Source organism: Mongoliitalea sp. (assembly GCF_054166905.1).
Genome location: NZ_JBSZCK010000040.1, coordinates 392,838 through 418,361 on the forward strand (window position 1 = coordinate 392,838; position 25,524 = coordinate 418,361).

A 25,524-nucleotide genomic window follows, 5' to 3' on the forward strand; every position below is an offset into this window, starting at 1 on the left:
AGAATTATGAATTCAAAATTATCGATAGGTTTTTAGCGAATTTTAATAATGACTCTTCGTCAATGTTTAGCGGTGGCAAGAGGCGAATAGTGTTTTTTCCTGCGGCACTTCCTGTAAACATCTGGTAATTATGGACCAAGGTTGTTCGGACAGGTCCTGCTTCTCTATCAAGGTCTATTCCGATCATCAAACCCTTTCCGCGAACTTCAGATACTCCAGGTATAGCTTCCAAGATCGGGATTAGTTTATTCCCTAAATCCTCTGAATAAGCTATTAAGTTTTCGCCTTCGATTACTTCTAAAACTGCCAATCCAGCTGCACAAGCTAAGTGATTACCTCCGAATGTAGTCCCTAAGAGTCCAAAAGAAGCCTTAATGGAAGGATGAATCAGCACTCCTCCTATAGGGAATCCATTTCCCATTCCTTTGGCAACTGTAATTAAATCAGGTTCAAGTCCCTCAGCCCATTGAAAAGCAAAGAATCTACCGGTTCTTCCATATCCGGACTGAACTTCGTCTAAAATTAACTTTGCCTCATACTTCTTTGCTAAGTGGGCTAATTGTTGCAGGGTAGAAGCCTCGGGAACATGAATGCCTCCTACACCTTGGATACCCTCAATGATAATTCCAGCAATAGTACCTTTGGCTAATTGCGCCTCCACTGCATCCAAATCCCCCCAAGGCAAGATGTATACATCGTTGCGTTGATTGGAAGGAGCAATGATTTTTGGGTTATCAGTCAAAACTACTGCACCAGCTGTACGGCCGTGAAAAGCACCCGAGAACGAGATAAACCCAGGTTTTCCTGTGCTGAAAGAAGCCAATTTTAAGGCATTTTCATTCGCCTCTGCCCCTGAATTGCATAGGAATAGTTCGTATTCTTGGCAACCAGAAACTTCTCCAAGCTTTTGTGCTAATTGCTTTTGGATAGGAATATGAATGGAGTTGGAGTAAAAAGCAATTTGATCCAATTGCTCTTTGATCCGCAGATTGAAATGAGGGTGGCTATGTCCTATGGAAATCACCGCATGACCTCCGTACAAGTCTAAATATTCTGTTCCCTCTGTATCCCAAATGCTTGCACCAATCGCTTTAACTGGTGTAACATTGATTAAAGGGTACACATCAAATGTTTTCATAATCAATGATTTAAAAGGCTATACTTTTAAGCTGAAGCCCTGTTTGTTGAGGAAGGCCAAGGGCAATATTCAAGTTTTGGACAGCTTGCCCCGAAGCACCTTTTAATAAATTATCAATCGCTGAATAGATGACCAACATGCCACCTTCTTTTTGAACGTGAAGAATGCATTTATTGGTATTAACAGCTTGCTTCAGATCAATGTCTTGCGTTGAAATAAAGGTAAATGCAGCATCTTGATAAAATTCCTGATAAGCTTTTACTGCCTCTTCTTCACTTCCTTCGAATGGAAAATAAGCAGTAATCCAAATGCCTCTGCTAAAGTTGCCTCTATAAGGCACAAATAGAATTTCTTGATTGAAGGAGGCATTTAACTGCTTGAACGTTTGTTTGATTTCTTTCAAGTGCTGATGCGTAAAAAGCTTGTACACCGATAAATTTCCAGTTCTGTAAGAGAAGTGACTCGTTTCAGCCAGTTTTTTACCAGCTCCTGTACTTCCAGTTATTCCGGAAACATGGACAGCATCCTTTACCCAACCATTCGCAATAGCAGGTGCCAATGCCAACTGAATACCTGTGGCAAAACAACCAGGATTGGCTATTTTTTTGGCAACTTGAATCTTATTCAAATTGGTTTCGGGTAAGCCATAAACGAAACCATAACTCTCATCACGGAAGTCCGTACTCAAATCGATGATGATGGTTTCCTCAGCAAAAGGATGTTTATCCAAAAATGATTTGGTCTCTCCATGAGGCAAGGCCAAAAAAACAGCTTGAATTCCTTCTGTATGTACAGCATCAGTGAAAATTAAATCCGTCTCCCCAATCAGATCTGGATGCGAATGGGTGACAGGCTTGTCTTTTTGGCTGTTGCTGTGAACATATGCAATTTCCACATGGGGGTGATGGATTAGTAGGCGTAGTAATTCTCCACCTGTATAGCCGGCACCACCAATGATGGCTGTTTTAATTTTCGTCATGACTATTTACTTGATGGAAGATGGCAGTTTGATTTCCGAGAATTCGTGTAAATCCTTTAACATCTTCAGCTGTGTATCCTTTGTTCATTTCCCCATAGCTTCCAAATTTGGAGGCCATCAAATCATGGGCAGAGGTAATCCCGACAAGTTGGAATCTGTACGGACTGAGCTGTACAGTCACTTCGCCTGTTACATAGGTTTGAGTGCTTTCTAAAAAGCTTTCCAAATTACGCATCACAGGATCCAAGTAATGTCCTTCATGCAAGTGGTTGCCATAAAACTCAGCCAATTGGTTTTTCCAGAAGGATTGCCATTTCGTCAGGGTGTGTTTCTCAAGTAGTTGGTGTGATTTGATAATGATTAATGGCGCTGCTGCCTCGAAGCCCACACGTCCTTTAATACCTATAATGGTATCTCCCACATGTACATCTCTTCCGATTCCATAAGGCGCAGCAATGGCTTGTAGTGCTTGAATCGCTGTAACTGTATGCTCAAATTTTTCTCCATTGATTCCTTTTAACTCACCATTTTCAAATTGGAGTGTTACGGTTTCCTCACCTGTTTTGCTTACTTGTGTTGGCCAAGCTTCTTCCGGTAAGGTTAAATTAGAAGTCAAGGTCTCTTTACCACCTACGGATGTTCCCCAGATACCTTTATTGACAGAGTACGCAGCTTTGGTGAAATTCATATGAACTCCATGCTTTTGTAAGTAGTCGATTTCCTGTTCTCGGCTCAATTTTAAGTCACGAATAGGAGTGATGATTTCAATATCAGGAATAATGGTCTGAAAAATCATATCAAATCGAACCTGATCATTACCTGCACCTGTACTTCCATGGGCAATGGAGGTAGCGCCTATACTTTTGGCATAATCTGCCAGTGTTTTGGCTTGAAGAATCCGTTCTGCGCTTACTGATAGGGGATAGGTTTGATTTTTCAATACATTTCCAAAAACCAAGTATTTGAGTACTTCCTCGTAATAGGTTTTGGTTACATCCAAAACAGTAAATGAAGCAACACCTAATTTGGTAGACCTTTCTTGGATTTCCTCTAATTCTTCGGAAGAAAATCCTCCAGTATTGATCAATACGGCATGTACTTCATAGCCTAATTCTTGGGATAGGTAAATGGCACAAAAAGTAGTGTCTAAACCTCCGCTATACGCTAAAACTGTTTTTTTCATAATTCAAAGATTGATCCTTCTCAGGATGATTAGAATAAGTTCAATGTTTTGTTCTTGGTTAATTTCAAATTCAACAGGATACGTTTTTTAATTCTTGTCCAACGTTCAAATAACTTGAGGTTTTTCTTGAAGTCTTTTCTCAAGGCGATATCCTGTGTTTTTGCTTTTCTGGCGGGATCGTACAGCATAGCCGTACATAAGCAATTTTGTTTGCTTTTGCTTTTGAGTATTTCAACGTTTACGCAGCTATTACAGCCTTTCCAAAAATCTTCGTCATCGGTCAAATCGCCATAGGAAACAGGTATATAGCCGAGATCTGAGTTGATTTTCATGACGGCAGGTCCTGTGGTTAGTCCGAATATTTTGGAATCCGGATACTTGGTCCTACTCAATTTAAAGATTTCTCCTTTGATTTCTCTAGCCAGCCCATATTTTCGGAATTCTGGTGCAACGATGAGACCAGAATTGGCGACAAACTTTCCATGCCCCCAAGCCTCAATATAACAAAATCCAGCCCATTTTCCAGATTTTGTCAAAGCAATAACTGCTTTCCCCTCTCTCATTTTGGTTTCAATGTATTCGGGGGAACGCTTAGCGATACCAGTACCACGTGCTTTCGCAGATTCCTCCATTTCCTGCGTGATGGTGAGCGCATGAATACAGTCTTTCTCTGTAGCTGGTCTAATAATGAAAGTTGGTTCTTCCATGAATTTATATGGATGATTATGCCAATCAGGTTGGCTTGTTGATAGGATATACTAAGGTAACGTTGAAGCTATTGGCGGTATTCCACATGGGATACCATAAAATTTTAGAGGGACCTTGCCCTGAACAAAGACCTAAATCTCCTCAAAGGAGTAAAAAAAGACATAACAGCAACAGGATTTTCTGTTCTTGTGAATGTATCTGCTATGTTGGTTAGGTTCTTCATGTGTTAAACGCACACAAATGTTGAAACTAATCAAACAATATGCAAGATATCTTTGTAAAAATTTCCAAAAATTTAATTTTGACTCATTTCCTTTAATGCCTTTACAAAAGAATCGAGCTCTGCTGTGGTAGTATAAATATTCGGAGTAATCCTACATCCATAGACTCCTGCATAGTTTATCCCTACAGTATAAATTTTGTAATCATCCAATAAGGTTTTGGCCATCAGGTTTGGTTCGATACCTTCTATACCAACATTCGCAATTCCGCAGGAGCGATCTGGATCAATAGGAGTGTTGAGTAGAATTCTTGGTAGCCCGCGTACCTGATCAGACCAGTAGCGCTGTAGGTATCGTAAGCGTTCTTCTTTTCTTTTGGCACCGACAGCTTCAAAATAATCCAATGCATCATTGATAGCTAAATCAGTAGCTACTGGATGTGTGCCTGTGTGATTGAGGTTTTTTATGTTGGGATGATCCAATTCATAGGGAGCAAGTAGGGGCCAAATTTTACTGATATGATCTTTTTTCACATACAACAAACCAGCTCCAAGTGGTACAGATAGCCATTTATGGAGGCTACAAGCATAATAGTCACAGTCTAGTTCATCTATCTTGAAATCAAAGTGAGCTATGCAATGTGCACCATCTACCATCACTTCTACCCCGTAGGAATGAGCCATTTGAGAGATTTTTTTGATAGGCAAAATCTGCCCTGTAATATTAATCATGTGACTGACCATGATCAATTTGGTTCGAGGAGTGATGGCAGCTTCATAGACTCTAACAATCTCCTCATCATTCTCAGGGTGAAGGGGCACATCGATGATTTTATTGATGATCCCATGTCTTCGAGCTGCCAATTCAAACATGTTCTTCATGCTCCCATAATCCTGATGCGCAAAAACAGCCTCATCACCCTTTTGCCATGGGTAGCCAGAAATGATGATATCCAGTGATTCTGTGGTGTTTCTTGTAATTGCCAATTCATCCGGACTTCCTCCAAAAACCTGGGCTAAGCGAGCAGCGGTTTTATCCTTATTTTCCCATTGAACAGTTCTGAAATACCAAGAACCTTGGTAATTGATTTCCTTTATTTTTTCGAGATACTTGTTGAGTGTTTGTTCGGGTAAAAAGCAGTAATAACCATTTTCCAAATTGATATAGTCCTCTTTTAGTTTATAGCCCGAGCGAATGATTGTCCAGTAATCTTCATTTGAGGCTAGTTCTTCAGAGGAGAAATCATGGAATTGTCCCAACCTGTTAGCAAGTGCCTCAAAGGAAGAAATACCAGCAGCACTAGTAATTGCCAATGATTTAAGAAAATCTCGTTTGTTCATGTGTGAAAATAATTATAGCTTGTCACCAAAGAAAATAGCGTTCAGAAACAGCTTATTGGTTCCAAACCAAGTTCCTCGGAAATTGGGGTTATCAATGAAGTGAATAACCCTGCCTTGCCCAACATTACTCACCAAAATAGAAGCGCTTTGTTTCACCTTTTCCAAGTTTTGAGCAGATACATAGCCACCTAATAATGGACTGTTTGTATACCGTACAGGGGTATTGCTTGGATTTTTGGAGGGCTTCATAAAAATGGTTGAATTTCTATAAACAGGAAGGTGTTTGGACTGGTAGCCAAAAGCTAATGGATGCGTAAGATCTAAGCTTGCCATGTAGATATTTCCTCCAATATTTTGTGCACCTGCTGCATCTCTTCTCGACGCAAACGGAATAAATTCAGCCTGCTTGGATTCTCCCAGTACAAACTCTTCTTTGGTAATGTCGCTGCTTTGTAGCCATAAACTGCTTTGTCGCAAGGAAATAATTGTCCCCCCACGGTTAAGCCAGTCTTTCAAATGATTCAATTGAGCTGTACTCAGCATATTATAATTGCCAGAGGGAAGAATCAAGGTGTTGAAATCATATAGATTTACACGGGAGAATAAACTCACATCCATTTTAGTAATAGGCATACCTACCTTGGTATCGAGCAAGTGCCAGATTTCTCCAGCTTCGTACTGAGAGGTACCTTGACCAATTAGCATCAAGACTTTTGGAACCCGTACGGCTGATACATTATTACTTCCCAAATCAATCCCAGATTGACTCAAACCTGTTTTGGTGGCAAAAACTTTTTGTCCACTTTGATTTGCAGCATTTACTAGCGTTTCCTGAAGATGATCTGGATTCATGCTTTGAAAGGCAGTTGGGATCATCAAACTTCCGGCGGGAAATAGTCGATTACCAGCTTGGGTAGCTGCTGTGAAAGGTAAGGCTGCTACTTCAACATGTACTCCTTTGCTCTGCAAATGATGAAGAAACTTAGGGGCAAAGTAATCCGACCAATCTACTAAATAGGCCACATAAGAGTCATTAGCTGGAAAATCTATAATTATTGAAGGAATTGAAGTTAGCTGCTGTCCAATAGATGAAGTTGCTTGCCCCTCATAAGGGATTCCATAAGCCAAGGCCATGGTCCACGACGAAGCATCATAAAAAACAGAATCTGCAAAGCTTGTCACTTTTTCAAACATGGTTCTGACCATTCGATACTGAGCCTGATTGGTTGGAACTACCCATGATTTTTCTTTGGTAAAAGTCTTTCCATTCAACGTGATATCTTTTGGGTTTTCATAAACTTGTATTTTATGGTCCATCAATAATTTCAAAAACAGCTGATTTCTGCTATCATCAAATGGGTCTCCAAAAACATAGGATTTAATTCTGTCTTTATTTCCTTCATTTACGGCAGTTTCAAAAAATTCCCGCAAATATTGGTGCATATACACCCGCTCTTTGACACCTGCTTCTAGTGTAGCAAGAGATATTTTCAATTGATTGCGAATTGTAAATGCAAAGGTGATATCTCCTCTTTGCGATTCCTGAATATGACCTCTGGAACTTCCTTGCTCAAAAACAATTCCTAATCCTCCTTGAATATCAGGGTAGGTACTTCCATAGCCTGGATAACTGTTGTCAAAGACTTCCTTGGTCCAATAAAGTGAGCCTATTTCATCTAAAGATTTGGCAAAATATCCAGCAAATTTGCTGTTGATGTCTTCGTAGTTTTTGCGGGGAACAACTGGGTTTTCACTGCTAAATGGTTTGGTTGGTTCAAAGAAATAGGTGCTATTGGTGCCCATTTCATGAAAATCTCCCACCACATTTGGATACCATTGATGATACCACTTGAGTTTGTGCTGCAACTCCACTTGGGCCAAAGGCAACCAATCTCTATTTAAATCAAACCAGTAATGATTCACTCGGCCAGATGGCCAAATTTCATTGTGTTCTCTGTCTAATGAATTCGCAACTGGAGGATTGCCCTTATGCATATTAGCCCAGTTGCTGTGCCTGTCCCGTCCGTCTGGATTGATGGCAGGGTCAATCATGACTACCGAATTATTTCTGATTTCTTCGGCCAAAGGATTGTTAGAGGCCAACAGCCAATAGGCAGTCAGAATTGCAGCCTCACCACCGGATGGTTCGTTTCCATGCACCGAATAGGCTAAATTGATGATTGCTGGCATGGAGTTCACATCCGGTAATGCTTGTGCTGGGTCTGCAAGTTTGACATGTTCCTTTCGGATGTTTTCCAGATTTTGGATATTGGAGGAATTACTGATGGTCAATACAACCAAAGGGCGAAGTTGATTGGTGTAGCCAATTGTCTGCATGGTAGCCATGGGTGAGGATTGCGCTAAATGCTCAAAATAACTGATCAAACGATCATAGCGTGTATGCCATTCACCGATCTCATAACCCAAAAAGTCTTTTGGTGAAGTTATGTTGGGGTTGAATGATTCATTTGGGAAGAAATAGGAATTTTGTGCATAGAGGGTGTTTAAACCAATAGTCAGTCCTAAGATCAACAGTAAAAGCTTTTTCATAGATAGTAATTTTGTGGAAAGTACTCGCTTTTCGTTCTACTTTCAACCAAAAATCCACCAATGGTTTTTGAATGTGTAGGATATGCAGTATTTTGAAAATCAAACAATATAATCCTATGAAAAACCTATTCCTTTTTGGAAGCCTTCTGCTTTCATTCGCATGTATTCAACAGGTAGTTGCACAGCAGCAAACCATCAAATTACCACCAGAAGCAACGGAATTTTGGGAGCCAGTTCCAAGAAAAGTTACTCCCGGAAAAGAGAATCACTTACCGCCATCAGATGCTATTATTCTCTTTGATGGAACATCGTTGGATAAATTCGAATCTGTCAGAGATGGATCGTCGGCACCTTGGAAAGTTGAAAACGGAACATTCACAGTAGTCCCAAGAACAGGTGATATACAGACCAAGGAATCTTTTGGAGATGTACAGTTGCACTTAGAATGGTCTGCACCGGATGTAATTAAAGGAGAAGGGCAGGGGAGAGGGAATTCAGGAGTTTTCTTGATGTCAACCTATGAAATTCAGATTTTAGACTCTTATGAAAGCAAGACCTATTCCAATGGTCAGGCAGCAAGTGTGTATAAGCAATATCCACCGTTGGTCAATGCGATGAGAACTCCTCAAGAATGGAATACTTATGATATTTTCTTTACTGCACCACGCTTCAATTCAGATGGTATGTTGGTATCACCTGCACGGGTGACGGTAATTCATAATGGAGTTTTGGTACAAAATAACGTGGAGCTCAAAGGTCCAACCGAATATATTGGAATTCCAAATTACAAAGCACATCCTGAGGCTTTGCCCATTAAACTGCAAGATCACGGAGATTTGGTGAGTTTTAGGAATATTTGGGTTAGGAAACTATAAAAAAATAATGGGTCTCAATTTTGAGACCCATGAGCTGCTTGGTGTAACTTACCAATTTCTTGATCGATTGTCCAAAGGCCAATACCTTCTTCTCCGATGATGTCGAAGAGTTCAACAGCTCTTCTTGCCATCGTTTCTTCCTCTCTTTGCTCGGTTACATACCATTGCATAAAGCTAAAGGTCGCGAAGTCCTTTGCAGAGAATGCATGGTCTACAATTGAATTAATAGACTTTGTGACTTTAATTTCATGTTCCAAGATTAATTCAAAGATTTCTCTCAATGAATTGAAATTATTTCTGATACCAGTGATTTCTGGTTGCAAGGCGTGTCCACCAGCCTCGTTGATGTAGTGGAATATCTTCATCATGTGCATCCTTTCTTCATCTGCATGTGTATAAAGATACTTTGCGGCATTTTCATAGCCCATCATGTGACACCAAGAAGCCATAGACAAATAATAGGCAGAAGATCTACCTTCCATCTCTATTTGCTTGTTGAGTAAATCCTCTGTATCGTGCAAAAGTGAACGCTGTAGCGTTACGATTTCTTTTCCTTTCATAGTAATAGTCATTTATACAAACATAACTAATTTGCTGTGCATTAGTTCCTGTATCTTGAAATTTAGAATTGGTATTAATTTAAATCCAAACATCAAGAAAAAAGACCATAAATCTCTCGATCTACTTTTTGGAGAATGGATGCAAAATCCTCAGGATGCGCCACAAAGTCCATATCGTTTACATCTACTATCAATAGTTTTCCTTTGTCGTACCCTCCAATCCATTCTTCGTAGTGAGAATTAAGATTTTTCAAATAGTCTATACGGATAGAGTTTTCATAATGCCGACCTCGTTTCTCGATTTGACCAACCAGTTTTGGAATATCGGCTTTCAAATAGATCAATAAATCGGGTGCTTTCACATAATTGATCATGGAGTGGAACAAAGCCAGATAGTTTTCATAATCCCTTTCCGAAATCAGATTTGATTTAGCAAGATTAGCAGCAAAAATATAGGCATCTTCATAGATGGTACGGTCCTGTATAACAGACATTCCGCTCTCTCTGATTCGTTGAATTTGATTGAACCGACTGTTTAAGAAAAAAACCTGCAGATGGAAAGACCAACGCTTCATATCTTCATAAAAATCAGCAAGGTAGGGGTTGTTTTCTACTGCCTCTAATTCTGCATGCCAACCATAATGTTTGGCTAATTTGATGGATAAGGTAGTTTTGCCACTACCGATGTTGCCGGATACTGCTATGTGCATACTGGATTGGATAAAGAAGGCTATTCTACAAGTAAATCTTCACTTGTAGAATAGCCTTTATAGGTGGTTAGTATTACTTAAATCTTGGAGAAACTACGAGTTCTTTGCTTCCAGGTGTGTATTTATAGAAGCCTTCCCCTGTTTTTGCACCTTTGTAACCAGCCTCTACCATATTTACTAATAGCGGGCATGGTGCGTATTTAGGATTTCCGAAGCCATCGTGCAAGACTCTTAAGATGGAAAGACACACATCTAATCCGATAAAGTCTGCCAATTGTAAAGGCCCCATTGGATGAGCCATACCCAGTTTCATAACAGTGTCAATCTCTTCAATGCCGGCTACTCCTTCATACAAGGTGTAAATAGCTTCGTTGATCATCGGCATCAAAATTCGGTTGGCTACGAATCCCGGATAATCATTTACGTCTACAGGGACTTTTTCCAGTTTTCTGGAAAGGTTCATAGTTGTAGCAGTCACTTCATCAGAAGTAGCATATCCACGGATGACCTCCACCAATTTCATCACTGGTACCGGGTTCATGAAGTGCATACCGATTACTTTATCAGGACGCTTGGTTACTGCTCCGATTTTGGTGATGGAAATAGATGATGTATTGGTAGATAAAATGGCCTCAGGCTTGCATAATTCGTCCAATTGACGGAAAAGATCTAGTTTGATGCTAATGTTTTCTGTAGCGGCTTCTACGACCAAATCGGCATTTGCCACACCTTCTGCAAGGTTAGTAAAGGACTTGATTCTGCTTACAGCTACTTTTTTATCATCTTCGGATAAGGTTCCTTTGGATACTTGTCTATCCATATTTTTGCTAATGGTAGCCAATGCTCTTTCCAATGCTTCCTGATTGATATCAATCAAAGCCACTTCATATCCATATTGAGCAAATACATGGGCGATACCGTTCCCCATGGTTCCAGAACCGATTACTGCGATGTTTTTCATGAATTTTTGGGTTTAATTCTATTAAAGTAAGTTCAAAACTAAGCCATGTACCAATAACTAGGCTTTTGAATGAGTGTTCAAATCTAGGTCGATTGAAAAGGATTTGCAATTTATCAAATTAGATTTTGTGTACCTTTGACAGATATTTACACAAAAAGTAACAAGGTAGGCGTGTCCTGTCCTTTTCATTCAACCCCTAAATAGGGAATTTATTACCATTATGCGCGAATTAGGAAAAGTTAGTTCATTATTTATCAATCGATTTTCACCACACGGAGCCTATCTGGCATTACAAGACGGGGGAGAGGTATTGCTTCCAAAATCATACTTGACAGGTGAAGAGAAAGAAGGAGAAGAATTGGAGGTTTTTGTTTACACAGATAGTGAAGATAGACCCGTAGCTGTGACTAACCGTCCAAAGATGTTATTGGATGAGTTTGAAGTGTTGGAGGTAAAGGAAGTGACTAAATTTGGAGCGTTTTTAGATTGGGGATTACCAAAGGATTTGTTTGTTCCCAAGGCTGAGATGGGAAAGCCTATGGAAGTGGGAGAAAAATATTTGGTTATGCTCTGCCGAGACAACAAAACCGAGCGATTGATTGGTGTGTCGAAATATGAGGATTTTTTACTTCGGGATACCCAAGGATTCGAAACCGGTCAAGAAGTAGGAATTTTGATTTTTGAGGAAACAGATTTGGGTTTCAAAGCCTTGATCGATGGGGATTTTGAAGGGTTGATTTACAAAAATGAGGTCTTTGAGGATGTGCAGGTTGGTGATCGCAAAAAAGCATTTGTCAAAAAGAGAAGAGAGGATGGCAAAATAGATTTGCAATTACTCCCTATCGGAAGGGCAAAATACGAGGAAGGGGCTGAAAAAATTCTGGAAACCTTAAAAGTCCGAAAATTTTTGCCCCTTCATGATAAATCATCCCCTGAGTCTATCAAAGAGTTATTGGGAATGAGTAAAAAGCATTTTAAACAGTCGATTGGTCAATTATATAAAGCTCAAAGAATCAAGATTTTGGATAATGGTATTGAAATTATCGAATAAGCATTTATAATTTTCTGCCAATAGCCAAAACTGAAATCGAACTTACTATAAAAATTGCATAAGTCCAAATAAATATCTAAATTTTATCATTTATAAAGGTGTTTTAGTTGTTTTCTATGGAGGAATTTTTGGATGATTTCGGGAAGTTGAGTAAGTCTGCATTTGGGCAGCATAAAAAATTACTTCCCAAATTGAAACGGGTGAAGGGCAAAGAACTGGATCAGCATTTTTCCACCGCTCATGAGGAAAAATTCCAACACATGGACTGTCTTACATGTGCCAATTGCTGCAAAACTACGAGCCCAATTTTTATTCAAACTGACATTGAACGATTGGCGAAGGTATTTCGAATGAAGCCTTCTGAGTTTATAGATGAGTACTTATTTAGGGATGCTGATGGTGATTTTGTCCTCAAAAGCTCTCCTTGTCCTTTTCTAAATTCTGACAATACCTGCCTGGTGTATGAGGAGCGTCCAAAGGCTTGTAGAGAATATCCACATACCAACAGAAAAAATATGCATGGTATTTTAAATTTGACTTTGCGTAACACATTAGTATGCCCAGTTGTTTTCGAAATCTTTCAAGACTTTGAGAAAGATTTTAGGAAGTAAGCAAAAGTCTTTGCTATTTTAGAGGCTAAAACCTATTGAATGAACAAGTATGAGTAACAAAGAGCAATATTTTTTAGGTGTAGATGTAGGAGGCACGCATCTAAAAATCGGTTTGGTCAATAAATCAGGTGAGATTCTTTCTTTTGATAAAGTTGAAACAGCTCCATACCGAGACGACCCTAAAGGTTTCAATGCCAAATTTGTAGATGGTATGGCCGATATCTTAGCCAAGTATCCTGAGGTATCCAAAGTAGGTATTGGTTTGCCTGGATTGATTTCTAAAGATAGGACCACAACCTTAGAAATTCCTGCAATTCCTTCGCTTAATGGCTTTAATTTGAAAGGAGCTTTGAAGGAAAAATACCCCAACATATCTTTTTTTCTAGAAAATGATGCTGCTGCAGCTGCTATTGGTGAGTATCGCTATGGTAAAAATAATCCCCCTGAAAACTTTATGTTTATCACCATGGGAACAGGAATCGGCAGTGCCCTCATTTTGAATGGAGAAGTTTTCAAAGGTAGCCGAGGAAATGCCATGGAGATGGGGCATATGCTTTCAAGAGGCAATGAAGGGTTGGAGAAGTTGATTGGGAGAGGTGGCATTCTTAGAATATTGGATCGATTTATTAAAGGCTATCCCCGTTTGGTCGGAGATCTAGCGGATAAGGAATTGGGAACGCATCTATTGGTAGATACTGCAAAAAGTGGCAATGAGGTTTCTTTGATGGTTTTTGAGGAGGTTGGGAGAATCTTAGGGGAAGCCATTGTATCGGCTATCCGCTTATTAGATGTGACGCATGTGTATTTTGGAGGAGGGATTTCAGCAGGTTTGGAATTTATGATGCCATCCTTGGAAAAAACAGTTCGTCAATACCTAACACCTTATTACGTTCAAGATTTGGTCTTGACCAAAGCTACCTTAGAAAATAATGCAGGTACACTTGGTGCGGCCGCTTTGTGTTTTATGGAAGATAATTAATCCAATATAAAAGATAGAATAAGATGCCACTGAGTTGATTATTTCAGTGGCATTTTTGTTGGATAAGATTTTTCTTCAATTTAGAAATGTGTAGAAAAGCTGGCTTTAAATTCCCTGCAATCGATTTCTTATCGTATGTGATAAAAGTCCAAAAGTATTTTTCTTAATAAAACCGTGATTTTTTTAATAAAATCCTAATTTTGAACATTGATTCTACAAAATTTACTTACTCCAATGCCCAGAAATAAGAAATTTATCATTGACTTCGATAGTACCTTTACCCAAGTTGAAGCCTTGGATGTGTTAGGGGAGATATCTTTAGCCAAAGACCCTGAAAAAGAGCAGAAACTGAAAGCAATCAAAGAAATTACTGATCTTGGTATGGAGGGCTCATTGAATTTTAGGGAAAGTTTGGAGCGTCGATTGGATATTTTGCAGGCTGATAAATCCCAAATCGAGGAGTTGATTGCTTCATTGAAGCAAAAAGTTTCCAAATCTTTTCATCGCAATAAAGAATTTTTACAGGAGCATGCGGAAGATATTATTATTATCTCTAATGGTTTTAAGGATTTTATCATGCCTATCGTGGGAGAGTATGGTATTCCACAGGAGAATGTATTTGCTAATGAGTTTATTTATGATGAAACTGGTAAAATCATTGATTTTGATAGAGATAGTGTTCTTTCAAAAAATGGTGGTAAACCAGAAGTGATCAAAAGTCTTCATTTAGATGGAGATATTTACGTAATTGGAGATGGATATACAGACTATGAAATAAAAGAGTCCGGACTGGCCAATAAATTTTATGCCTTTACCGAAAATGTAGCTCGTCCGAAAGTGACCTCTAAAGCAGACCATATAGCACCAAGTTTAGATGAAATTTTATACATCAACAAAATGAATAAGAAGTTTTCCTACCCCAAAAGCCGCATCAATGTGCTTTTACTAGAGAATGTACACCCCATAGGTGTTGGATTGATGCAAGAAGAAGGTTACAATGTAGAAGTTATTTCTTCTGCTTTGTCTGAGGATGAGTTGGCTGAAAAAATTAAGGACGTCAGCATTTTGGGAATTCGCTCCAAGACGAATGTGACCAAAAAGGTATTGGAAAATGCGAATAGGTTGATCTCTATTGGAGCTTTTTGTATTGGAACGAATCAGATAGACTTAGATACCTGCACTAAAAAAGGAATTGCTGTATTCAATGCGCCATTTAGTAATACTCGTTCTGTAGTGGAAATGGCTATTGCTGAAATCATCTTCTTGATGCGTAATTTTCATGATAAAAGCATGGGAATGCACAAGGGTATTTGGGATAAATCTGCAACAGGTAGCTTTGAAATCCGTGGTAAAAAACTTGGGATTATAGGCTACGGAAATATTGGTGCACAGCTATCCGTTTTGGCTGAGAACATGGGTATGGATGTGTACTACTATGACGTTATTGAGAAGTTGGCTTTAGGAAATGCTACGAAGTTGGATTCCTTAGAAGAATTGCTTCAAACCGTAGATGTGGTATCTCTTCATGTAGATGGTCGTAAGGATAACAAAAACATTATTGATGCAGAGAAAATAGGCATGATGAAAAAGGGAAGCTATCTCGTAAACCTGAGTAGGGGCCATGTAGTCGATATCAAAGCCTTAAGAGATGCGTTGGATTCAGGACATATCGCAGGTACAGCAGTGGATGTTTTCCCTGAGGAGCCGAAAAATAATGATGAGCCTTTCGCTTCAGAGTTGATTGGTTTGCGGAATACCATTCTTACCCCTCACATTGGAGGTTCAACTTTGGAGGCACAGGTAAATATCGCACGATTTGTTCCTGGCAAAATCATGGAGTATATCAATACAGGAAATACTTACAACTCTGTAAATTTCCCAAATATTCAATTGCCATTTTTAAAAGATGCTCACCGATTGATACATATTCACCAAAATGAGCCGGGTATTTTGGCGAAAATCAATCAATGCTTAGCACATCATGAAATCAATATCGCAGGGCAGTATTTGAAAACAAATGAGTCTATTGGTTACGTGATTACCGATATTAATAAAGTCTATTCACCAGAGGTAATTGAGGCGATGAAAAATATTCCTGGGACCATTCGTTTCAGAGTATTGTATTAATACTATCAGGGATTGATTGATGTATTCATTAGGAGTGTCCATTGGGCACTCCTTTTTTGGTTTTTTGATTTTAATTCTGGATAGAACTGAGGAAATTCTTTGATTATGCCACAAGCTTCTTATTTTTGGCAAATTTCACGATTGACTTATGATGAATACAGCTACTGGAAAGAAGAGTTTTTTGGACAGGTTTCTTGATATTATCGAAAAAGCAGGTAACAAATTGCCTGATCCGGCGATCTTGTTTTTGGGATTGATGATTCTTACGTGGATTATTTCTGCGTTATTGGCTCCAATAGATTTTAATGCATTTGACCCTCGTACAGGGGAAGCCTTAAGAATTCAAAACATGCTTCAGGCAGACCGTATGGCGGCTTTCTTTGCCAATATGACATCTGTATTTATCAATTTCGCTCCCTTGGGCGTGGTTCTATTGGCGATGTTGGGCGTAGGTGTTGCCGAACACAGTGGGTTTATTAATGCTGGATTGAAGTATGTATTGGGTGTAACTCCTCAAATGTTATTAACTCCAATTTTGGTTTTAGTTGGTATTGTGAGTCATACAGCTGCGGATGCGGGTTATGTATTGGTTATTCCTTTGGGCGGGGTGATTTTTTATGCCGCAGGAAGGCATCCTTTGGCTGGTATTGCGGCCGCTTTTGCTGGAGTTTCTGGAGGCTTTTCAGCAAACTTTATTCCATCAAGTATTGATCCGCTGATTCAATCATTTACCCAATCCGCTGCCCAAATCACTGACCCTGATATTGTCTTAAACCCCTTAAACAACTACTATTTCACTTCTTTGTCTTCTATAGTAGTGATTGCAGTGGTATGGTTTATCACAGATAGAATCATTGAACCAAGGTTGCAAAAAAATGTGCCTGTGGATGAAAATTTGGAAGATGTACCCAAAATGGATGCCATTACATCCGCCGAGAAAAAGGCATTTTGGAAAGCCTTTGGTACCTTGTTTGCCGGTGTAATACTGTTGGTTATTTGGGTTATTCCTGAAGGTTCGGCTATGAGAAATCCTGAAGGAAAGATTACAGCAGGAGATGCTCCTTTGATGAAAAGTATTGTACCACTCATTTTCGTACTTTTCTGGGTTCCCGGCATGGTTTATGGCTTTGCATCCAAAACCTATGCTTCCATGAAAGACATGGTCATGTCCATGAGTAAGTCCATGGGAAGTATGTCCTATTACATTGTCATGGCTTTTTTCTGTGCACTATTTATCGATGCATTTACCCAATCTAAAATTGGTTCATTGACAGCATTGAAAGGAGCAGAGTTCCTGCAATCCTTGCAGCTACCGGGTCAGGTGACTATTGTGGGGATTTTGTTATTGACTGCTTTTGTAAATTTATTGGTAGGCTCTGCATCGGCAAAATGGGCGCTGATCAGCCCGATTTTTGTTCCTATGTTGATGCAATTGGGTATTTCTCCTGACTTGACCCAAGCAGCTTACAGAGTTGGGGATTCCGTTTCCAACATCATCACACCATTGCTTCCGTACTTCCCGCTTATTGTAGTGTTCTGTCAGAAGTATGTAAAGTCCACGGGTATAGGAACATTGGTATCGATCATGATTCCGTATTCCTTGGTTTTATTGGTTGCTTGGACATTATTCCTATTACTTTATTGGGCACTGGGAATTCCTTTGGGTATCCAAGCTTCTTATGAATATGTAGGATTCTAAAAATAAACAACTCACAGGTTTTCTGTGAGTTGTGGTTATATTTTTTAAAGCATTGATAGAAAACTTCGGATGTATTTCGATCAATGCTTTTGTTTTATCTGAATCCTAATTTCTGACGGACTTTCGTTAGGATTATTTGAGCTTCTTGACGGGCTTTTTCTTCCCCCGCAGCTAGTTTAGCCTCCAATTCTTGAGGATTGCCCATGAAGTAATCAAAAGCTTTTCTTTCTTCTTGATATTTTGTGAGAATGAGATCCAAAAACTCTTTTTTAGCATGTCCATAACCGAAATTACCAGCTAAGTATTTTTTTCTCAAAGCTTGTATTTGGTCGTTTTCAGCCATCAGACTATATAGTTTGAATACATTGCAGGTATCCGGGTCTTTTGGTTCTTCTAAGGGTGTAGAGTCTGTAATAATGCTATTAACATTTTTTTTCAATTCCTTTTCAGGTAGAAAAATATCAATGAAATTATTATAAGATTTACTCATTTTTTGTCCATCGGTACCAGGGATAATCATTACTTCCTCGGAAATTCTAGCTTCTGGAAGTGTCAAGATATCTTCTTCCATGCGGTGATTGAAGGAACTCGCCATATCACGGGCCATTTCCAAATGCTGTAACTGATCTTTCCCAACCGGGACAATATTTGCACTGTAGAGCAAGATATCAGCAGCCATTAAAACAGGATAGGTAAATAAGCCTGCATTCACATCCGAAAGACGATCAGATTTATCTTTGAAGCTATGTGCATTGGCTAGCATGGGGAAAGGAGTGAAGCAACTAAGATACCAAGTGAGTTCTGTCACCTCAGGAATCATGGATTGTCTGTAGAAAACAGTTTTATTGATATCCAGACCAAAAGACAGCCATGCTGCTGCTACTGCCAAGGTATTTTCTTTACGTAATGCACCATCTTTGATGGATGTCAGTGAATGAAAGTCTGCTATAAAAATAAAAGACTCATTGGAGGTGTCCTTGGTAAGCTTAATTGCAGGAACGATTGCTCCCAGTATATTACCCATGTGGGGCCTGCCAGAACTCTGAATGCCTGTTAAAACTCTTGCCATTTTGTTAAATTTTGGTGCAAATTAAGGAAATGCAGGTACAATTCGCTCGAATTTTAACGTTATTTGCGCACATGAAGCATGCCGTTAAACTTATACTATTCTCATTCATTTCTTTATTGACGTATAATCTCTCTGAGGCTCAGGAGATTGAGCGTAAACTCCTGAATTGGCAACAAAAGTCAATTTATCTCGGCCCTGTTTTGGCCGAAAATGGAGTGACTACTGTGGAGTTTTTGGCTACCAACCCTCATGCTGATACATTGTTCATTACAGATGTAATTACAGATTGCGGATGTACTGTGGTTGGTTATAGTCGTGATACCTTGGTAGCTGATGGTTTGCTTAGTATCAAGGTTAGTTATGAGTCAGATTATCGAGGGGGAGATTTTGCGAAGCTTATCTTGGTTCGGACAAACTTGGATATATACGGTGATACCTTGATTTTGGAGGGTATTAACTTTCCAGTCATAGACGATGCTGAGAGAAATTTTCCGTATAAAAAAGGTGAATTAGGATTCAGACTGCCTTCGATCAACCTAGGGCAATTATTTACCAACGAACCAAAAGTTAAATTTTATGATGTGTACAATTTTGGTAAAGATTCGGTTTCTTTTAAGGACCTAATGGAACAACCATGGCCTGCTTATGTACAGTTTACTTTGGAGCCAAGAAAGGTGGCACCTTCCTCCAGAGCTCTATTAGCGGTTACTGCTGATGCAGAAAAGATTGGGGATTTGGGATTTTTTTCAGAAAATATAAAGGTTTTGACAGAAGATGCAAATGCATCTATTGATCTTACGCTTATGGGGACAGCTTTTGAATATTTTGAACCTATCCCAAAAAGTATGGAAAAGATGGTTCCAAGACTTTTACTTTCTGAATCTGAAATCGATTTTAAAGAAATCAATTCCTCTCGTACTGTTCAGCGTTCACTGGTTTTGAGTAACTTAGGACAAGAGCCTCTCTTGATCCGTAAGGTTAGTACTAATTGTGATTGTGTCATTGTTAATTTAGAAGAAAAAGAAATTTTACCGGGTGGAAAAGTTGAAATAAGTATCTCATTTGACCCTAAAGGTAGGCGTGGTATTGATCATAAACATATCACACTTTTCACCAATGATCCCATCAATCCTGTCCAAACGATTACGCTTAGAAGTATGATTAAATAAACTTTAAAACCAAATTTTCGTATAATGGTATGACTCTTGTTGTAATAAGAGTGGGAAATTAGTCCTAAATAAAATCATTTCTAACCAAAAAACCATAATTGTTATGAGTTCTACCAAATTTCTTTTAGGTGCACTAGTTGGTGCTGTTGTAGGTGTTCAAATCGGTATTTTAATTGCCCCTGAAAAAGGAGAGGTAACTAGAAAGAAAATCAGTAAAAAGAGCGGAGAGTATTTAGATGAGGTTACCGGCAAGTTGAATGGGTACTTTGATGGATTATCCAAAAAGGTAAATGAAGCTACTGATGAAGTTGAAAAACTAGCTAAAAAAGCTAAATCGGAGGCTGAAAAGTTAACGAAATAAGTAATAAATGAAAGCAAGAGTCCTTCGGGGCTCTTTTTTTTGTTAAACGTTTTTTTATATCTAAAATGTGTTTTTTTGGATATAAAAAATTTTTCATTTAGATTTATGCAAACCTTGAACCTATGCACACAGAAGTTTTCCTTCCCCATAACAATCTCGCAGATTTTGTTTCTGGTTACTTTTTTATTGAGGTAAATGCTGGCGACAAACTAATTCCTCTTAAAAAATTTGAAAGTGGGATGAGTTTGGGAATTTGTCTTGGAAAGCCTTTTGAGTTCACCTTGCTAGATGAGGATGATACCAGTAAAAACCCAAAAATCCACAGCTTTGAGCATCCGCTTATTTTTACACAATACGATTCCCAAACCCAATTAAAGGTTCGAGGTCAAGTGCGATTGCTTTTTGTGATTTTCACACCATTTGGCATGAATCTTTTACTTAATCAACAAAACCCACAATTCGAAGAAAGAATTATTCCTCTATCTAAGTTAGGTTTACCTTTATTTAATCTAGTAACCAAAAGGAAGCTCCGTTTCAATCAAAATACAGAAGATGGCGTACAAATAGTGGATGATGAATTCAGAAGATTTTATCTGAAAGAAAAAAACCTAAAGCGATCGGATAGTTTTATCTCCCCGTCTGTTTTTCCATTCTTTCCAGGAGAATCAACTGAATCAGGTGGGCATTAATTTGCTGAGTATTCCTGAAGCTTTTATTAACTCATCACTGCTAATAATTACTGGATTTTTACGGTTTTGAAATGTGAGTTCAATTACTCCATCTTCTAAAGAAAGTGTGATATCAAGTAATTGTTTGATTGGATAGCTTCTTGTTTGATGTCCATCTTGGATTTCAATTAGTCTGTTACTGATTCTGAAAATACCTTCTAGGTCTACCACGTATCCCACTTCCTTGATTCGCTGACGATTTTCTTGCCAGGAATTCAAAATCCGTTTGATTAAAAATTTGCCTTGACCTTCAAAATAACCTTCCTCGGATCGAACCATCTCCCTACTAAAAGTTATTTGTTGCAGCTCTTCCTCTTGGATTGTTCGTAATTCTTTAAACTGACTGACTAGGTTTTTTTCTTCCTCAATTTTTTGAAGTGGTAAGTTCCAATTGATTTCTAACTTCCGAATTAGCTTTTCTTCTGCATCAGATAATTGATGGTCCACTAGTGATTCATCTACAATGGTTTGGTAGAGATAGATGCTGATTTCTTCTACTTGTTTTTCTTGAATGGGTAGAAATGTGAATTCTTCAGGTAGGTTTTTTAATTCTCCATCTGCTAGTTGATTTTCTGCCCAGCAAAAAGCAGTATGAATAGCCAATGATGCTTGGTTTATACCTTTAATACCCTCCGTATGTCGTTGCCATTCTTCAACTGTTTGTTTTGTAACAGTAAGTTCTTTGAGTGCTTCAAATGCTCTGGAGATTAATTTTTGTTGATGCTGTTGCTGATACCAATAATAAACCAAGGCAGCAGAGACAAGCAAACCAACACCAGGTAAGATAGACGGGTTAAATACAAACCAAAGGACAATGATACCTGCAATTCCTAAAGGGATTTTACTCACTTCCTTGTTCAAAGCTGGAAGATTAAGTTCGTCTTTTTGAACGCCTACCAAGGGAAAAGTCAGCCCTGTATCTTGAAATAGTTCGATAGATGGTTGTCTTTCAATAGTTCCACTGTAAGTGGTGTTCCTGCCATTTACTCCAGTGACACTACCCAAACTTTTTCGGTAATATAAGCCATGTCTTCCCCCATGGACATATGCCCGACCCTGTGAGTTTACTCCGATTCTAGCACCAGTAACTCCAGCGGATAATCCAATTCCAGATTTGGAAAAATTTACTCTCAAAGGACCAAAGTTCAGTCCTTTTCTAACATAAAAAGGCATAGGCAGCAGTTATAAGCATTTAATTTATCCCAATCCTACGAAAATCTTTCAAGAAAGATTTATCCCAAGATTTCCAAAGCTGCTTGATTAAATAATTGAACTTCCTCAATGGTACCAGTACTTATCCTGCACCAGTCATTGAGAGGAGGGAAGGGGCGTCCGATAACAATCCCTTTCGCCATAAATTCATCTGCAAGTTTGGATACATCCCTTTTCGCATGGAAAAAAACAAAGTTTGCCTGAGATGGTAAATATTCTAATGCTAGCTGATCTAATGTATTTTCTATCAGCTTTCTGCATTCAAGGTTTTTCTTGAGACTAAATTGATAGAACTCTTGGTCATCTAGGGCTGCTTTCCCTGCTTCAATTGCCATGATATTCGTATTGGCTACGACACGCTCAGAAAGCTTTTCAGCTATATCAGGTCTTGCTACCAAGTAGCCTAATCGGATTCCTGCCAAGCCATATACTTTGGAAAGTGTTTTGGATACAATAACGTTTTTTCCTTTTTTTACCAATTCCACCATGGAAGGATAGTTTGGATCTTCAATGTAATCACAATAAGCCTCATCGCTAAAGAGCATGGTTTTATTGCTGACAGATTCACAAAAATCCAGTACTTGCTGGGCAGGTAAGAGTTTACCAGTAGGGTTGTTTGGATTGCAAAGGAAGACTAGCTTGGTTTTTGAAGAGATTCTTTTTTCAATTTCCTCCAAATCGTAATCGTAATCTTTATTCAAAGGAACCCAGTTGATAGAAGCACCCCAGACCTCTGCATAGTTCATCAATGATAAGAAGGTTGGCAAACCCGATATTATTTCATCTCCAGGACCGGCATAGGTGATTCCTGTGATTTTCAATCCTTCTGTAGAACCGGCTACAAGAACAATATGGTCGGAAGGAACCCCTTCTTTTTGAGCTATTTTTTCACGAAGTGCTGCATTGTAGGACCAAGGATAGCGACAACCTAATTCGAATCCTTCTATCATGGCTTGCCTCATCTTTTCGGATGGGCCATAGGGATTTTCATTACTTCCAAGGCGAATGGGCATACTCATTTTCCTTGGGTTGAATTTCTTAATTTCTTCCTTGGTCAATAAGCTACTGGCCTGCGCACCAGTCAAGAGTGTAGTTCCGCCGATGAAGCCTGCACTTTTAAGCCATTGTCTTCTTGATAATTTCATAGTTTGTTTCTTCCTGAATGATGCAATAAGCTACTATAATGAACTCCTACTTCCAAACTCCTTGGGATGTTTGGTCGATTTTTGTTTTGACTATGAAAGGATGTTTTCAATCGCTTGAATTTCTTCTTCGCTAAAATGGAGATTTTCTAAGGTGGCGATATTCTCTTGGAGCTGTTGTGTATTACTGATACCTATAAGTACGGAGGTAATTTCTGGTTTTCTTAAAATCCAAGCTAACGCCATTTGAGCCAGTTTTTGTCCTCTTTGCTGAGCGACCACATTTAATCTTTGAACTTTATTCAATACCTCTGGTGTGAGATTGCTTGGGGTCAAATACCTGCCATCAGTGGCAATTCTACTATCAGCTGGTATACCATTTAGGTATTTGTCCGTCAGAATACCTTGTTCCAAGGGGGAGAATGCAATGCCTCCAATTCCTTTTTCACGAAGTGTCTCCAATAACCCATTTTCAACCCAGCGATCAAACATGCTGTACCGAGGTTGATGGATTAAGAGTCGAATCTGCATAGATTGTAAGATTTCGTAGGCTTGAGCGGTTTGTTCGGCGCTGTACTGGGAAATACCTACGTAAAGTGCTTTACCTTGCTTGACCATCAAGGCTAAAGCTTCCATTGTTTCTTCCAAGGGTGTATCAGGGTCTGGACGGTGATGATAGAATATGTCTACATAGTCTAGGCCCATCCGCTTAAGACTTTGGTCTAAGGAAGCGATAAGATATTTTTTAGAACCCAGATTTCCGTATGGTCCCGGCCACATATCCCAACCGGCTTTTGAGGAAATAATCAATTCATCTCTATACCCTTTCAAATCAGTTGCCAGAATCCGTCCAAAGTTTTCCTCAGCAGAACCAAAAGGGGGACCATAATTATTGGCTAAGTCAAAGTGGGTAATTCCAGCGTCGAAAGCAGACCGGATAATCTGACGCATTTGGGTGAAATTTCCATTGTGACCAAAATTATGCCATAGGCCCAAGGATAGAAGTGGAAGTTGGATTCCGCTATTTCCACATCTACGGTATTGCATATGGTCATAGCGGTCAGGCTTTGCATTATAGGGTGGGAGGGGATTGTGGTCGTTTATTCTCATGAGGGGGTTTTATTTTCTATTAATTTGCTTACAATGGAATCGACAAATTCAGCATTTTCGGTCACATAAAACTCTCCAGCTTCCTCCAAAGCTTTCATATTTTCCTTGCTGGCATCGTCCATAGCTGGTTTAGCCTTATGTAATTCAGGCTCGATGCGAATATAACCCTCAGGATTGTTTCCTGCATCAAATAACCATTCTAATTGGTGAGAAACAGTTTCTGAATTGCCAGACATCATGATATCAATCAAAGGCCTAATCCATTGGACCAGTCCAAACCGCTTAGCCCTTTCGAATGGGATGGATTCTTTAACACTTCCAGTTCCAACAGAAAGCATGAGCATATCTTTAGAGCTTGGTCTATGGATATCACCAAAATCACATTTTCTAGCTTCTGCATATGCACACATGGCAGGATTATTGGCAAATACCCCACCGTCTATTAAGGCATGAGCCACACCTTTTCTGGATAAAATCTGTGCTGCTTCAAAATAAGTTGGCGCTGCAGCGGTAGCTTGGGCCACATCTCTTACCAAAAAGTCAAAGGATTCATGGTCGCAGGCCTTTCCATATTTAAAAAATTTGGCACTCCTGGTCTCTATATCGTAGGCAGTAAATAAGCAAGGTCGAAGTAAATCACTGAGATAATAGTCTTTAAAATATTCTTTCAATGCCTTGAGCAAATTAGCATTAGGGTATTTTTCTTCTCTAACGCCAAAAAGTGTGCGAATTTTATGGCCTATGGGTTTATTAAATATCTGTTCACCATTATCCAAATAAAGCTTGACTACTTGCTCCATAGTGTACATAGGACGCCCTGGATTGGAGATATCTGGGATCAACATGCCGCAGGCCAAAATGCCCCCTGTACTCGTTCCTGCGACAAAATCAATATAATCGAGTAGTCTGGCTTGGGAATTTTGTGTGCGTTCTTGAATTTTTTGTTCGATTTTGCTGAGGATGGTACCGGGTAGAATTCCTCTGATACCTCCTCCATCGATGGAAAGGATAGCTACTTTTTTCATTGTAAAAGGTGGTTAG

Annotated in this window: 23 protein-coding genes; 9 read left to right on the plus strand and 14 right to left on the minus strand. The window is 39.1% G+C overall.

Annotation, left to right across the window (positions count from 1 at the left end; genetic code table 11):
• Window positions 1–4 precede the first annotated feature (4 nt).
• The 6 genes from ACXIUD_RS15895 to ACXIUD_RS15920 all read right to left on the minus strand — a co-directional run bounded on the left by ACXIUD_RS15895 (window position 5) and on the right by ACXIUD_RS15920 (window position 8,119).
• On the minus strand, window positions 5–1,138 hold the full coding sequence (locus ACXIUD_RS15895) for an aspartate aminotransferase family protein (RefSeq protein ID WP_458053630.1): 1,134 nt from the start codon (window positions 1,136–1,138) through the stop codon (window positions 5–7).
• Window positions 1,139–1,148: 10 nt separating this feature from the next.
• Complete coding sequence (gene argC, locus ACXIUD_RS15900; protein WP_458053631.1) at window positions 1,149–2,117, minus strand: N-acetyl-gamma-glutamyl-phosphate reductase; 969 nt, start codon at window positions 2,115–2,117, stop codon at window positions 1,149–1,151.
• Entirely contained in the window at window positions 2,104–3,300 is a 1,197-nt protein-coding gene (locus ACXIUD_RS15905) for an argininosuccinate synthase (RefSeq protein WP_458053632.1), read from the minus strand. The genes argC and ACXIUD_RS15905 overlap by 14 nt, the downstream gene beginning before the upstream one ends.
• A gap of 29 nt (window positions 3,301–3,329) precedes the next feature.
• The gene (locus ACXIUD_RS15910) at window positions 3,330–4,007 is read right to left on the minus strand and encodes a GNAT family N-acetyltransferase (RefSeq protein WP_458053633.1); all 678 of its coding nucleotides are present in this window, start codon (window positions 4,005–4,007) and stop codon (window positions 3,330–3,332) included.
• A 296-nt stretch (window positions 4,008–4,303) separates the two neighbouring features.
• Window positions 4,304–5,569, minus strand: coding sequence for an aminotransferase class V-fold PLP-dependent enzyme (locus tag ACXIUD_RS15915; RefSeq protein ID WP_458053634.1), 1,266 nt, complete (start codon window positions 5,567–5,569; stop codon window positions 4,304–4,306).
• Between the two features lie 12 nt (window positions 5,570–5,581).
• Window positions 5,582–8,119, minus strand: a complete 2,538-nt coding sequence (locus ACXIUD_RS15920) for a M14 family zinc carboxypeptidase (RefSeq protein ID WP_458053635.1) — start codon at window positions 8,117–8,119, stop codon at window positions 5,582–5,584.
• A 116-nt stretch (window positions 8,120–8,235) separates the two neighbouring features.
• Here ACXIUD_RS15920 and ACXIUD_RS15925 point away from each other — a divergent pair, with 116 nt between their 5' ends.
• Complete coding sequence (locus tag ACXIUD_RS15925) at window positions 8,236–8,994, plus strand: 3-keto-disaccharide hydrolase (RefSeq protein WP_458053636.1); 759 nt, start codon at window positions 8,236–8,238, stop codon at window positions 8,992–8,994.
• Between the two features lie 14 nt (window positions 8,995–9,008).
• Here ACXIUD_RS15925 and ACXIUD_RS15930 read toward each other — a convergent pair whose 3' ends face one another.
• From ACXIUD_RS15930 to ACXIUD_RS15940, 3 genes are all read right to left on the minus strand, one after another.
• A complete protein-coding gene (locus tag ACXIUD_RS15930; RefSeq protein ID WP_189579036.1) occupies window positions 9,009–9,554 on the minus strand; it encodes a ferritin in 546 nt (181 codons plus the stop codon).
• A 92-nt stretch (window positions 9,555–9,646) separates the two neighbouring features.
• Window positions 9,647–10,264 carry a deoxynucleoside kinase gene (locus ACXIUD_RS15935; RefSeq protein WP_458053637.1) on the minus strand — a complete coding sequence of 206 codons (618 nt, stop codon included), beginning with the start codon at window positions 10,262–10,264 and terminating at the stop codon, window positions 9,647–9,649.
• A 73-nt stretch (window positions 10,265–10,337) separates the two neighbouring features.
• Window positions 10,338–11,225 (minus strand): 3-hydroxyacyl-CoA dehydrogenase family protein, encoded by an 888-nt coding sequence (locus ACXIUD_RS15940; RefSeq protein WP_458053638.1) that lies wholly within the window; start codon window positions 11,223–11,225, stop codon window positions 10,338–10,340.
• A gap of 220 nt (window positions 11,226–11,445) precedes the next feature.
• On the opposite strand from ACXIUD_RS15940, the gene ACXIUD_RS15945 reads away from it, so the two are divergent.
• The 5 genes from ACXIUD_RS15945 to ACXIUD_RS15965 all read left to right on the plus strand — a co-directional run bounded on the left by ACXIUD_RS15945 (window position 11,446) and on the right by ACXIUD_RS15965 (window position 17,692).
• Window positions 11,446–12,276 carry a CvfB family protein gene (locus ACXIUD_RS15945; RefSeq protein ID WP_458053639.1) on the plus strand — a complete coding sequence of 277 codons (831 nt, stop codon included), beginning with the start codon at window positions 11,446–11,448 and terminating at the stop codon, window positions 12,274–12,276.
• A 116-nt stretch (window positions 12,277–12,392) separates the two neighbouring features.
• Window positions 12,393–12,887 carry a YkgJ family cysteine cluster protein gene (locus tag ACXIUD_RS15950; protein ID WP_458053640.1) on the plus strand — a complete coding sequence of 165 codons (495 nt, stop codon included), beginning with the start codon at window positions 12,393–12,395 and terminating at the stop codon, window positions 12,885–12,887.
• Window positions 12,888–12,936: 49 nt separating this feature from the next.
• Window positions 12,937–13,866 carry an ROK family protein gene (locus ACXIUD_RS15955; protein WP_458053641.1) on the plus strand — a complete coding sequence of 310 codons (930 nt, stop codon included), beginning with the start codon at window positions 12,937–12,939 and terminating at the stop codon, window positions 13,864–13,866.
• A 234-nt stretch (window positions 13,867–14,100) separates the two neighbouring features.
• A complete protein-coding gene (gene serA, locus ACXIUD_RS15960) occupies window positions 14,101–15,993 on the plus strand; it encodes a phosphoglycerate dehydrogenase (RefSeq protein WP_458053642.1) in 1,893 nt (630 codons plus the stop codon).
• A gap of 151 nt (window positions 15,994–16,144) precedes the next feature.
• Window positions 16,145–17,692, plus strand: coding sequence for an AbgT family transporter (locus ACXIUD_RS15965; protein WP_458053782.1), 1,548 nt, complete (start codon window positions 16,145–16,147; stop codon window positions 17,690–17,692).
• Window positions 17,693–17,786: 94 nt separating this feature from the next.
• Here ACXIUD_RS15965 and trpS read toward each other — a convergent pair whose 3' ends face one another.
• Window positions 17,787–18,761: a tryptophan--tRNA ligase gene (gene trpS, locus ACXIUD_RS15970; protein ID WP_458053643.1), complete on the minus strand. Its 975-nt coding sequence runs from the start codon at window positions 18,759–18,761 to the stop codon at window positions 17,787–17,789.
• Between the two features lie 29 nt (window positions 18,762–18,790).
• Here trpS and ACXIUD_RS15975 point away from each other — a divergent pair, with 29 nt between their 5' ends.
• The 3 genes from ACXIUD_RS15975 to ACXIUD_RS15985 all read left to right on the plus strand — a co-directional run bounded on the left by ACXIUD_RS15975 (window position 18,791) and on the right by ACXIUD_RS15985 (window position 20,980).
• Window positions 18,791–19,930 (plus strand): DUF1573 domain-containing protein, encoded by a 1,140-nt coding sequence (locus tag ACXIUD_RS15975; protein WP_458053644.1) that lies wholly within the window; start codon window positions 18,791–18,793, stop codon window positions 19,928–19,930.
• 103 nt (window positions 19,931–20,033) lie between these two features.
• A complete protein-coding gene (locus ACXIUD_RS15980; protein WP_458053645.1) occupies window positions 20,034–20,291 on the plus strand; it encodes a YtxH domain-containing protein in 258 nt (85 codons plus the stop codon).
• Between the two features lie 122 nt (window positions 20,292–20,413).
• Entirely contained in the window at window positions 20,414–20,980 is a 567-nt protein-coding gene (locus tag ACXIUD_RS15985; protein ID WP_458053646.1) for a hypothetical protein, read from the plus strand.
• Here ACXIUD_RS15985 and ACXIUD_RS15990 read toward each other — a convergent pair.
• The 4 genes from ACXIUD_RS15990 to ACXIUD_RS16005 all read right to left on the minus strand — a co-directional run bounded on the left by ACXIUD_RS15990 (window position 20,966) and on the right by ACXIUD_RS16005 (window position 25,508).
• Entirely contained in the window at window positions 20,966–22,192 is a 1,227-nt protein-coding gene (locus tag ACXIUD_RS15990) for a DUF4236 domain-containing protein (RefSeq protein WP_458053647.1), read from the minus strand. The genes ACXIUD_RS15985 and ACXIUD_RS15990 overlap by 15 nt on opposite strands.
• 59 nt (window positions 22,193–22,251) lie before the next feature.
• Complete coding sequence (locus tag ACXIUD_RS15995) at window positions 22,252–23,376, minus strand: pyridoxal phosphate-dependent aminotransferase (protein ID WP_458053648.1); 1,125 nt, start codon at window positions 23,374–23,376, stop codon at window positions 22,252–22,254.
• A 90-nt stretch (window positions 23,377–23,466) separates the two neighbouring features.
• Window positions 23,467–24,483, minus strand: coding sequence for an L-glyceraldehyde 3-phosphate reductase (gene mgrA / locus ACXIUD_RS16000; RefSeq protein ID WP_458053649.1), 1,017 nt, complete (start codon window positions 24,481–24,483; stop codon window positions 23,467–23,469).
• Entirely contained in the window at window positions 24,480–25,508 is a 1,029-nt protein-coding gene (locus tag ACXIUD_RS16005) for a patatin-like phospholipase family protein (protein ID WP_458053650.1), read from the minus strand. The genes mgrA and ACXIUD_RS16005 overlap by 4 nt, the downstream gene beginning before the upstream one ends.
• Window positions 25,509–25,524 lie beyond the last annotated feature (16 nt).

What these genes read in the sequence shown, in the direction of transcription:
- ACXIUD_RS15990 (WP_458053647.1), bottom strand. Translation starts at nt 22,192, where the DNA reads ATGCCTTTTTATGTTAGAAAAGGACTGAACTTTGGTCCTTTGAGAGTA.
- ACXIUD_RS16005 (WP_458053650.1), bottom strand. Translation starts at nt 25,508, where the DNA reads ATGAAAAAAGTAGCTATCCTTTCCATCGATGGAGGAGGTATCAGAGGA.
- serA (WP_458053642.1), top strand. Translation starts at nt 14,101, where the DNA reads ATGCCCAGAAATAAGAAATTTATCATTGACTTCGATAGTACCTTTACC.
- ACXIUD_RS15965 (WP_458053782.1), top strand. Translation starts at nt 16,145, where the DNA reads ATGAATACAGCTACTGGAAAGAAGAGTTTTTTGGACAGGTTTCTTGAT.
- ACXIUD_RS15910 (WP_458053633.1), bottom strand. Translation starts at nt 4,007, where the DNA reads ATGGAAGAACCAACTTTCATTATTAGACCAGCTACAGAGAAAGACTGT.
- ACXIUD_RS15950 (WP_458053640.1), top strand. Translation starts at nt 12,393, where the DNA reads ATGGAGGAATTTTTGGATGATTTCGGGAAGTTGAGTAAGTCTGCATTT.
- mgrA (WP_458053649.1), bottom strand. Translation starts at nt 24,483, where the DNA reads ATGAGAATAAACGACCACAATCCCCTCCCACCCTATAATGCAAAGCCT.
- ACXIUD_RS15925 (WP_458053636.1), top strand. Translation starts at nt 8,236, where the DNA reads ATGAAAAACCTATTCCTTTTTGGAAGCCTTCTGCTTTCATTCGCATGT.
- ACXIUD_RS15945 (WP_458053639.1), top strand. Translation starts at nt 11,446, where the DNA reads ATGCGCGAATTAGGAAAAGTTAGTTCATTATTTATCAATCGATTTTCA.
- ACXIUD_RS15985 (WP_458053646.1), top strand. Translation starts at nt 20,414, where the DNA reads ATGCACACAGAAGTTTTCCTTCCCCATAACAATCTCGCAGATTTTGTT.
- ACXIUD_RS15940 (WP_458053638.1), bottom strand. Translation starts at nt 11,225, where the DNA reads ATGAAAAACATCGCAGTAATCGGTTCTGGAACCATGGGGAACGGTATC.
- ACXIUD_RS15935 (WP_458053637.1), bottom strand. Translation starts at nt 10,264, where the DNA reads ATGCACATAGCAGTATCCGGCAACATCGGTAGTGGCAAAACTACCTTA.
- trpS (WP_458053643.1), bottom strand. Translation starts at nt 18,761, where the DNA reads ATGGCAAGAGTTTTAACAGGCATTCAGAGTTCTGGCAGGCCCCACATG.
- ACXIUD_RS15920 (WP_458053635.1), bottom strand. Translation starts at nt 8,119, where the DNA reads ATGAAAAAGCTTTTACTGTTGATCTTAGGACTGACTATTGGTTTAAAC.
- ACXIUD_RS15955 (WP_458053641.1), top strand. Translation starts at nt 12,937, where the DNA reads ATGAGTAACAAAGAGCAATATTTTTTAGGTGTAGATGTAGGAGGCACG.
- ACXIUD_RS15980 (WP_458053645.1), top strand. Translation starts at nt 20,034, where the DNA reads ATGAGTTCTACCAAATTTCTTTTAGGTGCACTAGTTGGTGCTGTTGTA.
- ACXIUD_RS15915 (WP_458053634.1), bottom strand. Translation starts at nt 5,569, where the DNA reads ATGAACAAACGAGATTTTCTTAAATCATTGGCAATTACTAGTGCTGCT.
- ACXIUD_RS15930 (WP_189579036.1), bottom strand. Translation starts at nt 9,554, where the DNA reads ATGAAAGGAAAAGAAATCGTAACGCTACAGCGTTCACTTTTGCACGAT.
- argC (WP_458053631.1), bottom strand. Translation starts at nt 2,117, where the DNA reads ATGACGAAAATTAAAACAGCCATCATTGGTGGTGCCGGCTATACAGGT.
- ACXIUD_RS15995 (WP_458053648.1), bottom strand. Translation starts at nt 23,376, where the DNA reads ATGAAATTATCAAGAAGACAATGGCTTAAAAGTGCAGGCTTCATCGGC.
- ACXIUD_RS15895 (WP_458053630.1), bottom strand. Translation starts at nt 1,138, where the DNA reads ATGAAAACATTTGATGTGTACCCTTTAATCAATGTTACACCAGTTAAA.
- ACXIUD_RS15975 (WP_458053644.1), top strand. Translation starts at nt 18,791, where the DNA reads ATGCAGGTACAATTCGCTCGAATTTTAACGTTATTTGCGCACATGAAG.
- ACXIUD_RS15905 (WP_458053632.1), bottom strand. Translation starts at nt 3,300, where the DNA reads ATGAAAAAAACAGTTTTAGCGTATAGCGGAGGTTTAGACACTACTTTT.